The sequence below is a fragment of the Nonomuraea sp. B10E15 genome (assembly GCF_039871615.1).
Taxonomy (GTDB): Bacteria; Actinomycetota; Actinomycetes; order Streptosporangiales; family Streptosporangiaceae; genus Nonomuraea.
This window is the reverse complement of record NZ_JBDPMB010000013.1, coordinates 84,883-100,066: the sequence shown is the minus strand read 5'-3', so window position 1 is coordinate 100,066 and position 15,184 is coordinate 84,883. Positions and strand designations below refer to the sequence as shown.

11 protein-coding genes are annotated in these 15,184 nt (G+C 70.9%); 3 read left to right on the top strand and 8 right to left on the bottom strand.

From position 1 onward, the window contains the following. Nucleotides 1-120: 120 nt before the first annotated feature. Nucleotides 121-597, top strand: coding sequence for a CHRD domain-containing protein (locus tag ABGB14_RS30885; RefSeq protein WP_347647353.1), 477 nt, complete (start codon nucleotides 121-123; stop codon nucleotides 595-597). Between the two features lie 278 nt (nucleotides 598-875). On the opposite strand, the gene ABGB14_RS30880 is transcribed toward ABGB14_RS30885, so the two are convergent. The 5 genes from ABGB14_RS30880 to ABGB14_RS30860 form a co-directional block, all read right to left on the bottom strand. Beyond that, nucleotides 876-1,040 (bottom strand): hypothetical protein, encoded by a 165-nt coding sequence (locus ABGB14_RS30880; protein WP_347647352.1) that lies wholly within the window; start codon nucleotides 1,038-1,040, stop codon nucleotides 876-878. Nucleotides 1,041-1,559: 519 nt separating this feature from the next. Then, nucleotides 1,560-2,768 carry an acyl-CoA dehydrogenase family protein gene (locus ABGB14_RS30875; RefSeq protein ID WP_347647351.1) on the bottom strand — a complete coding sequence of 403 codons (1,209 nt, stop codon included), beginning with the start codon at nucleotides 2,766-2,768 and terminating at the stop codon, nucleotides 1,560-1,562. 76 nt (nucleotides 2,769-2,844) lie between these two features. Then, entirely contained in the window at nucleotides 2,845-3,771 is a 927-nt protein-coding gene (locus tag ABGB14_RS30870; protein WP_347647350.1) for a glucosyl-3-phosphoglycerate synthase, read from the bottom strand. Between the two features lie 33 nt (nucleotides 3,772-3,804). Next, the gene (locus ABGB14_RS30865) at nucleotides 3,805-5,244 is read right to left on the bottom strand and encodes a helix-turn-helix domain-containing protein (RefSeq protein ID WP_347647501.1); all 1,440 of its coding nucleotides are present in this window, start codon (nucleotides 5,242-5,244) and stop codon (nucleotides 3,805-3,807) included. Between the two features lie 180 nt (nucleotides 5,245-5,424). Further along, a complete protein-coding gene (locus ABGB14_RS30860) occupies nucleotides 5,425-7,416 on the bottom strand; it encodes a PQQ-binding-like beta-propeller repeat protein (protein ID WP_347647349.1) in 1,992 nt (663 codons plus the stop codon). Between the two features lie 394 nt (nucleotides 7,417-7,810). Between ABGB14_RS30860 and ABGB14_RS30855 the strand changes: the two genes are divergently transcribed. Both ABGB14_RS30855 and aceA read left to right on the top strand, forming a co-directional pair. Continuing rightward, nucleotides 7,811-9,748: a hypothetical protein gene (locus ABGB14_RS30855; protein ID WP_347647348.1), complete on the top strand. Its 1,938-nt coding sequence runs from the start codon at nucleotides 7,811-7,813 to the stop codon at nucleotides 9,746-9,748. Nucleotides 9,749-10,002: 254 nt separating this feature from the next. Beyond that, on the top strand, nucleotides 10,003-11,292 hold the full coding sequence (aceA, locus tag ABGB14_RS30850) for an isocitrate lyase (protein ID WP_347647347.1): 1,290 nt from the start codon (nucleotides 10,003-10,005) through the stop codon (nucleotides 11,290-11,292). A gap of 100 nt (nucleotides 11,293-11,392) precedes the next feature. Here the strand turns inward: aceA and ABGB14_RS30845 are convergent, their stop codons facing one another. The 3 genes from ABGB14_RS30845 to ABGB14_RS30835 all read right to left on the bottom strand — a co-directional run bounded on the left by ABGB14_RS30845 (nucleotide 11,393) and on the right by ABGB14_RS30835 (nucleotide 15,042). Next, a complete protein-coding gene (locus ABGB14_RS30845) occupies nucleotides 11,393-12,940 on the bottom strand; it encodes a serine/threonine-protein kinase (RefSeq protein ID WP_347647346.1) in 1,548 nt (515 codons plus the stop codon). A gap of 192 nt (nucleotides 12,941-13,132) precedes the next feature. Further along, nucleotides 13,133-13,969, bottom strand: a complete 837-nt coding sequence (locus tag ABGB14_RS30840) for a siderophore-interacting protein (protein ID WP_347647345.1) — start codon at nucleotides 13,967-13,969, stop codon at nucleotides 13,133-13,135. Nucleotides 13,970-14,064: 95 nt separating this feature from the next. Then, nucleotides 14,065-15,042, bottom strand: coding sequence for an alpha/beta hydrolase (locus ABGB14_RS30835; protein ID WP_347647344.1), 978 nt, complete (start codon nucleotides 15,040-15,042; stop codon nucleotides 14,065-14,067). Nucleotides 15,043-15,184 lie beyond the last annotated feature (142 nt).

Here is a 15,184-nt window from a genome sequence, read left to right as displayed (position 1 = left end):
TGATCACGCTTTTCTTTAGGAAACCCGGTCATCACAGCGCGGTTCGATCCGGTAGACCTCGGAAAAGAGTGACTACAGAGCGTAATCAATCACTACATATAGCTATCAAGGAGGCTTGTCTTGATCAGGTCATTCGTCCTACTTCCGGCACTCGCCGCAGCAATGGCCGTATTTCCCGGTACAGCCAGCGCGACCACGAGCCACACTCCGCCGCCCTTCCGGTTCGTCGAGATGACCGGAGAACAAGAGGTTCCCGGCCCCGGCGATCCGGACGGTGTCGGCACCTTCGCCTGGAAGGTGATCGGATCGTCGCTCTGCTATGTCATCACCGCACACAACATCGAGCCCGCGACCGCGGCGCACATCCACAGAGGCAGGGAAGGGGTGGCGGGTCCGATCGTGGTGACGCTGAAGGCGCCCAGCGAAGGCTTCGCGAGCGAGTGCATCCGCGCCATGAAACGCCAGACGGCCGACAACGCCGATACCACTCTGACCTTCGGCGAATTGAAGGCCATCGCCCACAGTCCGAGGCAGTTCTACGCCAACGTCCACAACGAGGAGTTCCCGGACGGCGCCATCCGCGGCCAGCTCTACTGAGGCGGGCGTCACGTGCGTGGCGCTGAGAACGGATGAGCGGGGGCGTAGCAGAGAGCCGGTGACGCGACGGTTCACCGGCTCTCAGGCCTTGTCATTATGTCGTTACCAGCGGAAACGTCTCAGATTGACGCTAACAAGATCAACATTCGGACCTATCCAAATGACGCTCGGACCGAAGCGATCACGCGTCAGTGTGCAGCTGGGACTTGTGAATCTAGCGTGACCAGCGTTTCGAATGCGCAGACGCGCGACGCATGCGAAGAATCCCCATACCCTGATCACCAAGCGCGGACGAGCCGGTACTGCTCGACATTTTCGGCATGGTCCACACTGAACCGGCACCCACCGCACACCGCGCGGCCCGTCCACGTGCCCAGGTTGATCGCGCCGCAGTGGTGCATCCACGCCGCCTTGTCCAGCGCGCTCGATCTCGACCTGGGCACGCCAACCTCCTACTCGATCGCCGACGCCACCAACTGGGAAGAATCTCTTTCCAGTTGGTCCCGAGAATGCAGGTAGATCAGAGTCGTCTCGAACGACTCAAGACCCAGAGCCTCCTGAATCTCGCGCGGCTTCGCACCACGCACTTCCGCGATCGACGCCCACGCCCCACGGCCGTACACCCTTCCGTCGGCGGTACCTCACCACCCGGCAGCAGGGCACACACCAGCTCCGTCACTACTTCGCCAGCGTCACTCTGGCAGGTGGTGTGACGATCAAGGATCTCTCCGAGTACTAGGGCCACGCCGACCCGGCACTTACTCTCCGTGTCTGCGCTCACATGCTGCCTTCGTCGCACGACCGCGTCCGCGAGGCCATTGACCGACAGTTCCGGCCACCCGAAGCCGCTGAGACAGAACTGAGACAGAACTGCAAGTCACACAGCGGCGAGGGATCGGTCAGGGGCGGTGTGCCGCGATGATGGTCCTGCGGACACGCCATCCCTTCGACGTGCGGCGTTCTCAGTGGACCGGCAGGCCGGTGACCGCCCGGCCGATGATGAGGCGCTGGATCTCCGACGTGCCCTCGAAGATGGTGAAGATCTTGGCGTCGCGGTGGAAGCGCTCGACCGGATGGTCGCGCGTGTAGCCGGCGCCGCCCAGGATCTGGACGGCCTGCTCGGTCACCCACACCGCCGTCTCTCCCGCCACCAGTTTCGACATCGAGCCCTCCGCCTGCTCGAAGGGCCTGCCGTTCCTGGCCATCCAGGCGGCCCGCCAGGTCAGCAGGCGGGCGACGTCGACGCGGGTGGCCATGTCGGCCAGCAGGAAGGCGATCGCCTGGTTCGATCCGATCCTGCGGCCGAACTGCTCCCTCTCGCGCGCGTAGTCCCTGGCGTACTCGAAGGCCGCCCGCGCGATGCCCACGGCCATCGCGGCGACGGCCGGGCGGGTGGTCTCGAACGTGCGCATCGCCGCCTGCTCCCCCGCCCGCTCCCCGTTGCGCACCCGGCTCAGCCGGGCCTCCAGCTTCTCCTTGCCGCCCAGCAGGCACGAGCCCGGTACGCGGACGCGGTCGAGCACGACCTCGGCCGTGTGCGAGGCGCGGATTCCGTGCTTGCGGAACTTCTGTCCCATCGACAGGCCGGGCGTGCCCGGGGGGACGACGAAGGAGGCCTGGCCGCGGGTGCCGAGTGACGGGTCGACCGAGGCGACGACCACATGCACGTTGGCGATGCCGCCGTTCGTGACCCACGCCTTGACGCCGTCCAGCACCCAGTCGTCACCGTCGGGCACGGCGCGGGTGCGGATGGCGCCGACGTCGGACCCGGCGTCGGGCTCCGACGCGCAGAAGGCGCCCAGCTTGACGTCGCTCTCCGAGCCGAACATCTGCGGCAGCCACTCCCCCACCTGTTCGGGCGTGCCGTTGCCGGCCAGGGCCGCGGCCGCCAGCCCGGTGCCGACGATGGACAGGCCGATGCCCGCGTCGCCCCAGAAGACCTCCTCGAACGCCAGCGGCAGCGCCAGCCCGCTCTCCTCGAACCACTGGGTGGCGAAGAAGTCGAGCGAGTAGAGCCCGATCTTGGCCGCCTCCTGGATGACCGGCCACGGGGTTTCCTCGCGCTCGTCCCATTCGGCGCCCGCCGGGCGGATCACGTCGCGGGCGAACGCGTGCACCCAGTCGCGTACCTCGGCCACGTCGTCGCTGGGCTCGGGACAGAAAGCGCTCATGCGGGACCCCTTGCTCGTTACCGGCGGTAACACCCTACCGGCGGGTAGACCGATCAGGAAGCCGTCGATCAGGGGCTCAGGCCGCCATCGTGATCATCGGCGGGCGTTCGGCGATGCCGATGTCGGTCAGCAGGACGTCGTGCCCGTCCGCCGCCCTGCGGAACTGGGCCAGCCGGAGCGACGGCACGTGGCACGCCTCGATCTTGCCCTGGCGTTCCAGCCGTGACCACGCGGCCAGCATGATCTGGGACGCCATCCCTCCCAGGGCCTCCGTCGACTGCGGTGCGTGCTCCCGCGAGCCCAGGTCCACCTGCGCGAACGCGTCCAGACCTGCCAGCTCGAGCAGGTCGATCAGCAGCCCGAGCTCCACGCCGTACCCGGTCAGGAACGGCACCCGCTCCAGGGCGGAGCGCCGGCCGGCGTACTCGCCGGCCAGCGGCTGCACGAACCCGGCCAGCCGCGGCCAGTGGAGGTTGATCAGCGGGCGGGCGACCAGTTCGGTGACGCGGCCGCCGCCGTTCGAGGACCCGTTCAGGGGACGGTCATAACAGGCCTTGGCGTACACCACGCTCGGGTCGGCGAGGATCGGTCCGAGCAGCCCGAAAACCAGTGAAGGATGAAATTTCCGGATATCGGCGTCGGCGAACACCAGCACGTCCCCCGACGTGACCGCCAGCGACTTCCAGAGCGCCTCCCCCTTGCCGTCGAGCGGCTTGAGCTGCGGCAGGATCTCGTCCTGAGCGTGCACCGTGGCGCCGGCCCGCGCGGCCACCAGGGCCGTGTCATCGGTGGAACGCGAGTCGATGACCACGACCTCGTCGACGAGCGCGCCCAGCTCCCGCCGGATCACCGTGACGATCTCCCCCACGGTCTCCCGCTCGTCGCGAGCCGGGAGCACCACGCTCACCGTGGTCGCACCCTTGGCGGCCACCAGGTCCCCGAGCGGCCAGTCCGTGACGCACGAAGTACGGCGTCGCAACCATCCACGCACCTCAGGCAGCATGCGACCCCTCCCCCCGTATCCCCACATTTCAGCTTAGGGGGTGGTGGCGTGGCGCTCCAGGAAGGTGTAGACGTCCGCCTCGTCCACGCCGGGGAACGACCCCGGCGGCAGCGCGGCCAGGACATGGGAGTTGGCGCGGGCGGACGGCCAGGCGTACCCCTCCCACCGTTCGGCCAGCCCGGCGGGCGGGCGGCGGCAGCAGTCACCGGTGGGACAGCCGGAACGGGTGCGGTTGGTGGTCTCGCGCCCCCGGAACCAGCGCGACTCCTTGTACGGCACCCCCAGCGTGATGGCGAAGTCCCGCTCGCGCGACGGATCGACGTGGGCCACGCAGAAGTAGGTCCCGGTGGGCGAGTCGGAGTACTGGTAGTACACCGAGAACCGGTCGGGGGAGGCGAACACCTGCCGCCCCGACCACTGCAGGCACATGCGCTGCCCCTCGATGGCCCCCTGCTCGTCGGCGGGGAAGACGATGCCGTCGTTCTCGTACGCCTTGTAGATGATGCCTCCGGCGTCGTTGCGCACGAAGTGGCAGACGAGGCCCAGGTGGTGGGTGGCCAGGTTGGTGAAGCGGTGGGCGGCCATCTCGTACGACACCGCGAACACGTCGCGCAGGTCCTCCACCGACACCGCCCGCTGCGATTTGGCCTCCTGGAGGTAGGGCGCGGCGGCCCGCTCGGGGACGAGCACGGCGGCGGCGAAATAGTTGGCCTCGGTGCGCTGGCGCAGGAAGTCGGCGAAGTCGCGGGGTTTGTCGTGGCCTAGTGCGAGGTGGCCGAGCGTCTGGAGCAGGATCGTGCGCGGGGTGTGCATGCCGAGCTGCTCGTGTTTGACGTAGATGCGGCGGTGGCGGAGGTCGGTGATGGAGCGCACGGAGCGCGGCAGGTCCTGGGCGGTGTGCACGGTGTACCCGAAGTGCGTGACCAGCCCCTGGATCATGCTCTGGGACAGGGCGCCCGTACGGTAGCCGACGGCGTCGAGCGCCTGGGCGGCGGCCTTCTCGATGTCGGGGAAGTAGTTGCCCACCTCCCGCTGGCGGCGGCGCAGCTCGGCGTTGGCGACCCTGGCCTCCTCCGGGGTGGCGGTGCCGCGGGCCTGCCGGGCGCGCAGCTCGCCGTACAGGCCGAGGAGGTGTTCGAGCACGTCGTTCGGCACGCGCGCGGAGACCTTCAGCCGCGGCAGGCCGAGCCCCGCGTAGATGGGGTCGCGCTGGGCCTCCTCCAGCGCGATCTCGAGCTGGGCGCGGCGGTTGGGCGGCTGGCGGCGCAGCAGTTCCTCGACGGGGACGCCGAGGGCGGAGGCCAGCGACTTGAGCAGCGACAGTTTGGGCTCGCGCTTGCCGTTCTCCAGCAGTGACAGCTGGCTGGGCGCCCTGCCGACGCGCGATCCCAGGTCGGACAGGGTGAGGCCACGCTGTTTACGCAGGTGGCGGAGGCGCTGGCCGAAGGCGATCAGATCCAGCTCCTGCGTCAAAGACAGCGGTTCTTCACCGAGCAACGGCCCCATATGCGGCATCTTAGGCAGAAAAACGAGCCATTTTCTAGCCTTCGCCTTGCTGCCGCGAGCCCGGCGCGGGCGGCTCACGCACGCCTTCCGCGCCGGCGGATCGGCCCGGCGCCGATCCGCCGGCGGGCGCCCATGCAACGTTCCGGTTCAGGCCGGAACCTTGGCCCCGGGAGCGGGGACGGTCACGGGCGGGCAGCGCGGGTCCAGCCGGATCCGTGCCAGGTCGCGGCCCGCGATCGCCCAGGCGTTCCAGGATCCGGGCTCGAAGTGGAGTTGCGGGTTGGTGTGCCACTCGTCGCCCATCCCGGTGGCCAGCAGCGTGGCCCCGCGCTCGGCGTCGAGCTCGTACGCGTTGCCGCCACCCCGGAAGACCGAGGCGAACAGGCGGCCCCGGTGCACGGTCAGCTCGCCGTAGCCGGACAGCGTGCCCTGCCGGACGACCTGCCGGGTCTCGGGGTCCCAGGCGATCCAGGCTCCCGAGTCGCGCTTGTACGACGCGTACAACAGCCCGCCGTGCAGCTTGACGTCCTGGAAGGTGCGCTGGCCCGGCACCGGCTCGTCCTGCCACAGGACGGTACGGCGGGCGAGGTCGAAGGCGGCTATGGAGGCGGACGGCGCGCTGGTGCCGAACACGTCCCCGGCCAGGTAGACCACGCCCCGCTCGGCGTCGAGCGTCAGGCTCATGAGGCTCTGGCCGGGGATGACCCCCTGGTACACGTCCGTCTCGCCGGTGTGCGGATCGACCACCGACAGCGCGCCGCTGATGCTCGCCGACAACGACGCGGTCGCGACCAGGAGCTTGCCGGAGCGGGGGTCGTACTCGATGTCCCAGGGCCGCTTCTGGTCGTGGCCCAGGTAGCCGAGGCTGCGGACCTCGTCCGTGCGCACGTCGACGGAGATGATCTCGCCGGTGGGGTACATGGCGGCGTAGACCTTGTTCCCGTTGCCGACCATGGCCTTGGGCTCGCCCGGCACCCGGATCCTGCGCCGCTCGCCGGTGCGCAGGTCGCGGATCTCCATGGCGAAGTGCCCGCCGGCGTACACCGCGCGGCCGGGGACGAGCAGCATGCTCTGCGTGCGCTCGGCGCCGGGCGGCAGGCCCGCGTCGATCAGGTCGGTGAACTCGGCCGCGCCGGTGCCCGCGTCGAGCGACCACAACCCGCCGCTGCCGGCGACGGACAGCAGCGTGTTCTCGCCGGTCACGTGGAGCAGGCGGGTCTCGTCGCCGTAGGACGGCGGGGCGATGACCCTGGTGAGCGCCGTGTCGCCGGTCCGGTAGCGGTAGACGGTCCCGTCGGGGCGGGAGGCGGCGTGGACGGAGCCGTCCGCGGCGGTGGTCAGCGCGTCCAGGAGCCCGGACTCGACGGTGATCCGCCGCAGGTCCGTGCCGTCCTTGCGGACGTCGATCAGCTCGCCGCCGGCGGCGGCCAGGACCCGGTCACCGTTGAGCGCGACGACGCCGATCGCGGCTCCGCCGGCCGCGAGCTGCCGTACGGCGCCGCTCTCGCGGTCGATCCGCACGAGCAGCTGCTTCTCCAGCAGGCCCGCGTAGACGTAGCGGTCGTCGGCCGCCACCGCGCGCACGTTGTGCTCGCCCTGAGCCGGCACGTCGTAGCGGCGGACCGCGCCGGTCTCAGGGACGTACTCCCACACGCGCCCGTCGGGGGAGGTGCCCGCGTAGAGGGTGCCGTCGGGGGCCGCGGCCAGGCTCCAGACGAAGCCGCCGGCGCCGCCGAAGGAGTGCAGGTGCTCGACCTTTCCTGTGGCGATGTCGAAGGCGTACAGGTCGGGTACGGGATAGGTGCCGACGTAGACCTTGCCGCCGGACACGGCGACGGCCCAGCCGCCCTCGGGCTCGCCGTCGGCCGGGCCGTCGGGGAGCGTCACGCTCCTGGCCACCTCGCGGGTGCTCAGGTCGATCTCGGCGAGCACGGGCGGCTTGGGGCCGCGGGTGACGACGTAGGCGCGGCCCTCGTGGACGGCGGCCCCGACGACGGCCCCGGTCACCGAGGCCGGTCCGTACGTGGTGACCGCCTGCCCGCCGCACCGCGAGGGGGCGGCGTAGGGGGCTGCCGAGGCGGCGGGTGAGACGAGAGCGGGTAACAGGCCCGCCACGACGACGAGCAGGGATCGGAGCATGCCCAGGGCCTCTCGTTCATTTGTGCCTTATTTTGGTCCAGACCGTAACCTTGTGAGCATCTCCCGTCAACGGGCCGACCGCCGCCGACCCGCACGACGTGGTCCGCACGGACCCGATGCACGATCCTCGGCTCCCCGGACACGCTTGATAACGGTCTCGGCCGAATCTCCATCCGACGGCCCGAACCGATCCCGGCGGCCGGATCGGGCTCGCCCCTCCGGCCCGGAAAGGGTCACGCCTTCCGGACCGGGCCGGCCGGCTCCGATTCGCCCATGCCTTCGCACCGGCCCGGGATCGAGGCCGCGGGGCGCGAGCCGCGGGGCACGTTTACGATCTGGACATTACGGCCCAGGCCGTTATAACGTGCGGCGAAACCGCACCAGGGAGCCGCACATGATCCCCCGTCGTCGATTCCTGCAGGCTGCCGCCGTCGCCACGGTGGCCTCCGGCCTGCCGGCAACAGCCGTCCACGCCGCCCCACCCGCCGAAGGCACGCTCACCGACCTGGGCCCCGCCAGCGTCGCCAGCCCTCTCGGCAACGCCGAGTTCGTCGGCGGCGTGCTCTACGCCGGATCGCGCGGGCTGTCGCCCAACGTGGTCGGCGCCTACGACCTGGCCGAGGATTCGGTCACCGCCCATTTCGACATCCCCACGGGCATCGGGGTATGGGCGATGTGCAGGGTCGGCACCGACGTCTACGTCGGCACCCACGCCAAGTCCGACCTGTACAAGCTGGACACGGTGGCCGGCTCGGTCACCAAGGTCGCCTCCGTCCCCGACCACTTCATCTGGACGCTCGCCGCCGCACCCGACGGCAAGGTCTATTTGGGCACCTCGGAGCCGGGCAAGGTCAAGGAGTACGACCCCGCCACCGGAACCGTCCGCGACCTGGGCGAGGCCGTGCCGGGCGAGGCGTACGTACGCGCCATCCAGGCCGACGACACGCACGTCTACGCCGGCGTCGGCGCCAACGCCCATCTCATCGCGATCGACCGGGCCACCGGCGAGCGGCGCGACCTGCTGCCGTCGGAGCTGGCCGACCGCGACTGGGTGTCGAGCATGAGCGTCTCCGACACCCACATCGCCGGAGGCATGAACTCGCTCGCCGAGCTGATCATCCTGAACAAGGCCGACCCGTCCGACCACAGGGTCGTCAAGGCCACGGCCCCGGGCGAGAAGTACATCGTCTCGGTCCTCATCCACGACGGCCACGTCTACTTCGCGGGGCGCCCCACCGGCACCTTCTACCGCTGCCGGCTGGACACCGGCGAGCTGGAGGTCCTCGGCGTGCCGTACTTCGAGGCCGCCACCCACCGCATCCTGGCCCATGAGGGCCGGATCTACGGCGTGCAGGACAACGCGGTGTTCGTCTACGATCCGGCGAGCGGCGCGCTGGAGTACCGCAACCTGGTGCAGCGCGGTTTCCGCGCGGCGGCGGAAGAGCCGATGTCGGTGCACTCCGACGGCGAGCGCGTCTACGTCGGCGGCAAGAGCGGCGCCGACATCCACGACCTGGCCACCGGCGCGGTCACCCGGCTGTCCATCCCCGGCGAGCCCAAGACCATGCTCACCGTCGCGGGCACCACCTATCTCGGCGTCTACACGCAGGCCGCGCTCTACTCCCACCGCGCCGGCGACGCCGAGGCCAAGCTGCTCGCGCGCACCGGCAACCAGCAGGACCGGCCGCGCGACCTCGCCTACGACGACCGGACCGGCGTGCTCGTGATGCCGACCCAGCCCGAGCCCGGGCACATGAACGGCGCGCTGTCCTTCTACTCCCCGCGCACCGGCGAGTACGTCACCCAGCGCCCCGCCGTCGAGCGCCAGACGGTCTACTCGGTCGTCACCCGGAAGGGCATCGCCTATCTCGGCACGCTCACCCAGGAGGGCCTCGGCCTGCCGCCGGTCACCTCCACCGCGCGCCTGGCCGCCTACGACCTGTCGGCGCGCGCGTTGTTGTGGGAGGTCGAGCCCGTCCCCGGCGCCCGCTACCTCTCCGCGCTCGCGCTCGGCCCGAGGCACGTGTACGGCATGGCGAGCACGGGCGTGGTCTTCGAGTTCGACCTGCGGACCCGGAAGGTCACCCGTACGCTCCAGGTCGGCGCGAAGGGCGGGGACCTGTTCGTCGTGGGCCGGGTGGCGTACTGCGGCGACGGCGACAAGGTGTACAAGATCGACCTGGCGAGGTTCACCGCGAAGGCCATCGTGACCGGGCTGGCGGGTCAGTGGTTCGGCGGCGAGCCCAAGCTGGCCCTCGACCCGTCCCGCCGCGCCCTGTACGGAGTCAAGGGCCGCAACCTGGTGCGCATCGCCATCAGCGGCAAGGGGTGACATCGGCCATCGGCCACCACGTGATCCGGCTCTGACCGGGCGCGTGGTGGCCGTTCTCGTGTCCGCCGCGACACCGGAGACGGCGAACGATCACGAGGAGACCGGTTCGGCGAAAACTCGTGAATTTTTCTCCGCAGAATACTGGCAAGTAGTGCATATTCTGGAAATTTCCTCGAATCTTATCGTTGTCACCGACTTTCGACCGGGTGTCCGGGGGCAGAGACTCGGCGTAAGCCCCAGGGGACGACGAAGGAGTGATCATGACGGATCGCCTCAAGGGAGCTGCGGAGCAGCTGCAGGACGAATGGGACGGAGACCCGCGCTGGGCGGGCATCGAGCGCACCTACAACGCCGGCGACGTGATCCGGCTGCGCGGCAGCGTCCAGGAGGAGCACACGCTGGCCCGGCTCGGCGCCGAACGGCTGTGGGGCCTGCTGCGCACCGAGGACTATGTCGCCGCCCTCGGCGCGCTGACCGGCAACCAGGCCGTCCAGCAGGTGAGAGCGGGCCTGAAGGCGATCTACCTGTCCGGCTGGCAGGTGGCGGCCGACGCCAACCTGGGCGGGCAGACGTACCCGGACCAGAGCCTCTACCCGGCCAACTCCGTGCCGGCCGTCGTGCGCCGGATCAACAACGCGCTGCTGCGGGCCGACCAGATCACCTGGTCGGAGGGTGTCGAGAGCCCGCACTGGCTGGCGCCGATCGTGGCCGACGCCGAGGCCGGGTTCGGCGGGGTGCTGAACGCCTTCGAGCTGATGAAGGGCATGATCGCGGCCGGCGCCGCCGGCGTGCACTGGGAGGACCAGCTCGCCTCCGAGAAGAAGTGCGGCCACCTCGGCGGCAAGGTGCTGATCCCCACCGGCCAGCACATCAAGACGCTCAACGCCGCCCGCCTCGCCGCCGACGTCTGCGGCGTCCCCTCACTGATCATCGCGCGGACCGACGCCCAGGCCGCGACGCTGCTGACCAGTGACGTGGACCCGCGCGACCAGGCCTTCACCACCGGCGAGCGCACCGCGGAGGGCTTCTACCGGGTCAGGAACGGCCTGGAGGCGTGCATCGCGCGCGGCCTGGCGTACGCGCCGTACTCCGACCTGCTCTGGATGGAGACCGGCACGCCCGACCTGCAGGTGGCCCGCGAGTTCGCCGAGGCGATCAAGGCCGAGCACCCGGAGCAGATGCTCGCCTACAACTGCTCGCCGTCCTTCAACTGGAAGAAGCACCTGGACGACTCCACGATCGCCAAGTTCCAGCGGGAACTGGGGCACATGGGGTACAAGTTCCAGTTCATCACGCTCGCCGGATTCCACTCCCTCAACCACTCCATGTTCGACCTGGCCCAGGGGTACGCCGGCGACGGCATGCCGGCGTACGTGGAGTTGCAGGAGGCGGAGTTCGCCGCCGAGGCGCGCGGCTACACCGCGACCCGGCACCAGCGCGAGGTCGGCACCGGCTACTTCGACCTGGTCAGCACGGCCGTGGCCCCCGGCTCCTCGACGACCGCGCTCAAGGGCTCCACCGAGGAGGAGCAGTTCGCCCGCTGAGCGTCTGAACGCGCCGGCCACCTCCAGGGCATGCGAGGGTTCCCCGGCGTCTCGAAGGAAAGGCCGCGCCAGTCCTCCCCGGCACTGGCGCGGCCTTTCCTCATAAGGGGCCTGTGGGCGTCGGCGTCGGGGTGTCCTGGCCGGGCGTGGAGGGACCCGGAGGCTCGCCGGGCCCGTCCTGGGGGATCGTGGTGATCGACGATGACGGCCGCGGGCAGGGCCGCCTGGCCATGGGGCCGCGCCTCCTGCCGGCCGGGTCCGCGCACGCGCCGGGGCCGTCCTCGCGGGGCTCCTCCGGCCTGGCGACGCCGGACGGGTGGCCGCCCGGCGGCCGGAACGTGTCCCGCCGATGGGGCGAAGGGCTGCGCACGTCCTCCTTCGTACGGGTGCGCGTGACGAACACCGTGGGCGTGGCGGGCGCCGTCGCCGGCGCGGTGCGGGTGGGCGGCACGCGCCCTGCCGGGGTGGCGGCGGGGCGCGCGGTGGACGCGCCGCTGACCTCCGAGCGCACGGCGGCCGGCGGGTCACCGGACAGCAGCGAGCCGCCCCCGACGGGCGCGCCGTCCGCCCCGGACGCCGCGATCACGGTGATGGCCGCGATCGAGACCGTGGCCAGCGCGGCGAAGCTGGCGTGCGACAGGCTCGCTCCGGCCCTCGCCCTCCGGCGCCTGCGGGACCGTTCCAGCCCTGCCTCGGCGGCGAGCGCGCCGGGCCCTGTCCCGGCGCCCCCGTGCCCTGCCCGCCCCCCTCCTGGCGGGTACGGCACGGGGGTCCAGATCTCTGCCAGCACCTCGTCGACCGCCCGGCGCAGATCCCACGGATCGCCCACGCCGCCGGCGGCCAGCAACACCCGCAGCAGGTCGGCGGCCCCGGGCCGGCCGGCGGGATCCTTGGCCAGCGCCGCCTCGACGGCGGGCCGCAGCAGGGCGGGCACGCCCTCGATCCGCGGCGGCTCGAACAGGATGCGCCGGGTCAGCACATCCGCCTCCCCGCTCCCGAACGGGTGGTGCCCCGTGGCGGCGAACGCCACCAGGCACCCCCACGCGAACACGTCGGACGCCGGCAGCGCGCCCATGCCCGCCGGCCGGCCCGTCAGCCGTTCCGGCGCCACCCACCCGGGACTGCCCATGACCTGCCCGGCCTGCGTGTGGGCGGACAGCGTGTCGACGTCGCGGGCGATGCCGAAGTCGATGACCCGCGGCCCTTTCGTGGACAGCAGCACGTTGCCCGGCTTGAGGTCCCGGTGCACGAGTCCGGCCTCGTGGACCGCGACCAGCGCGGCGGCGACGCCGAGCGCCACACCGTAGGCGCGGTCGGGCGTCAGCGGTCCCCGCGCCAGGACGACCTGGGAGAGCGCGGGGCCCGGGATGTACTCGGTGACCAGGTAGGGCCGGCCCTGGTCGGCGCCGTCCTCGACGACGGCCGCCGTGCAGAACGGCACCAGTCTGCGCGAGAAGGCCACTTCCTCGGCGAAGCGGGCGCGTAACGTGGCATCGTTGAGATGCACCGTATGTGGTGTCTTGAGCGCCACCAGGCCACCCCGAGGGTGTTCGGCCAGATAGACGATTCCCATCCCGCCCGCGCCGAGGCGGCCCAGCAGCAGGTATCGCCCGATGATGACCGGGTCGCCCACCGTAAGCGGTCGCACGCCGGCAGGCAGGTCGCTCGCACCACGCGCCATCCGGGTTTCGCCCTTCCTGTCTGGAACACGGCACAGCACACTGTGACCGCATCCAGGCAGGCTTTCCGCATGTCTTGCGCAAGCGGTATCAGAGGTAAGGCGTTCGTTCCTCCGAGGTGAGGAAGCCGTGTGACGGGAGTGGCGTCGTGCCCCTGGTGATCAGGAGGCGATCGCAGCCGCCTCTTCCGCCTCGACCTGGCGGTTCCAGTCCTTCTTGACCGCCCGCCAGCCCTCGTCGTCCACCCCCGCGCGCCAGTAGCCGGAGATGGAGAGCCGGTCCAGCGGGACGCCCCGCTCGAGCCGCAGGTGCCGGCGGAGCTGCTTGACGAACCCCGCCTCCCCGTGCACGAACGCGTGCACGTCGCCCTCGGGGAAGTCCAGCTCCCGCACCGCCCGCACCAGCGCGTGGCCCACGGGACGGTCGCTCCGATACAGCCACAGGATCCGCGCGTCGGCGGCGGTGTCGAGCTTCTGCTCGTCGCCGGGCCCGTCCACCTCCACCAGGACGTGCGCGAGCGCCCCTTCGGGCAGCGCCTGGAGCGAGGCCGCGATCGCGGGCAGCGCGCTCTCGTCGCCCACGAGGAGGTGCCAGCCCGCCTCGGAGTCGGGCGCGTAGCCGCCGCCGGGGCCGAGCATGAGCAGGACGTCGCCCGGTTTCGCCGCGGCGGCCCACGGCCCGGCCAGCCCTTCGTCACCGTGCACGACGAAGTCGAGGGTCAGCTCGCGCGCGTCGGAGTCCCAGGCGCGCACGGTGTAGGTGCGCAGCCGTGGCCAGTGCTCGCGCGGCATGGTCTCGCGGCACGCCTTCACGCTGAACGGCTCGGGATAGTCCACGTCGTCGTACGGGAAGACCAGCTTCACGTAGTGGTCGGTGAGCCCCGTGGTGGCGAAGCCGGACAACCCGTCCCCCCCGAGCACGACGCGGACCATGTGCCGCGAGATCCACTCGGTCCGCAGGACGACGCCTTTATGATGATCTGTGGGCTTTTCAGCCATTCGCACAGCCCCCTGACTCATGTTAGGCATACCTAACCTTACATGGTGTCGATCTGCCGCCGCATGCCGATCGCCGGAAAAGGGACACGCACTATTCAAGCCGCCGCCGTATCCCCCAGCGAACCCGGCCGGCCGGCCACCGCCCCCAGGAACGTCGCCATGTGCCGGAATGCCAGCCGCGCCTCCGGCAGCACGTCCGCCAGGATCGGGAAGACGTGCGGCATGCGGTCCCATTCCTCGTACCTGACCGGCACCCCGGCCTGGCGCGCCCGCTCGGCGACACGCTTGCCCTCGTCGCGCAGCACCTCCGTCGACCCCGTCACGATCATGAGAGGCGGCAGCGCCGTGAAGTCGCCGTGCACCGGCGACACCAGCGGATCCCGCGGATCAAGCCCCGCGGTCCATCTGCGGGCCAGCCAGCGCACCCGGCCGGCCGGCAGCATGGGGTCCTGCCAGCGGTTCGCGTGGCGCGGAGCGTCGGTCAGGTCCGTCCACGGCGACAGGCAGATCGCCGCCGCGGGCAGCGGCAGCCCCTGGTCGCGCAGCGCGAGCAGAGTCGCCAGCGTCAGGTGACCGCCCGCCGAGTCGCCCGCGAGCACGATGTCCCCGGCCTCGTGCCCGCGCCGCAGCAGGCAGTCGTAGGCGCCCATCGCGTCCGCCAGCGAGTCGGCCAGCGTGTGCACGGGCCCCTGCCGGTAGTCGAGCGCCAGCACCGGGCGCCCAGCCGCCGCCGAGAGACGCCACGTGATCGGCCGGTGCGTGCCCGGCGAGCACGAGAAGTATCCGCCGCCGTGGAAGTAGAGCACCACCTTGCGCTCGTCGAGCCCCTCCCCGCCGCGCACCCACTCGCCGCCGCACGACGAGAGCGTCGCCGGCGCGATCGCGACATGCTCGGGATAGGGCATCTGCACGAGCCGCGCGAGATCCCCGAGCCTGGCCGCGCAGACCAGCGCCAGCGGATGGCGCATGAACAGGAGGGACGCGGGCTTCAACGTGCCGCGCATGAAACCGGTGAGCGCGCGGGCCTGCCAGCTCAGAGGGTATTCAGGAACTACGTCCCCGTCGATCCGCATATCGGTCCTCCAGTACGCCCCCTTCCCCCTCTCACCCGCTCCTACCGGCCAGTAAGCAACAGATCCCCGCAGCGCTAAAACGCGTTGCGGGCCACCCGGGCCGCGACGGATAATTTCCTGCTTCTCACCAGCAGACCCGTGC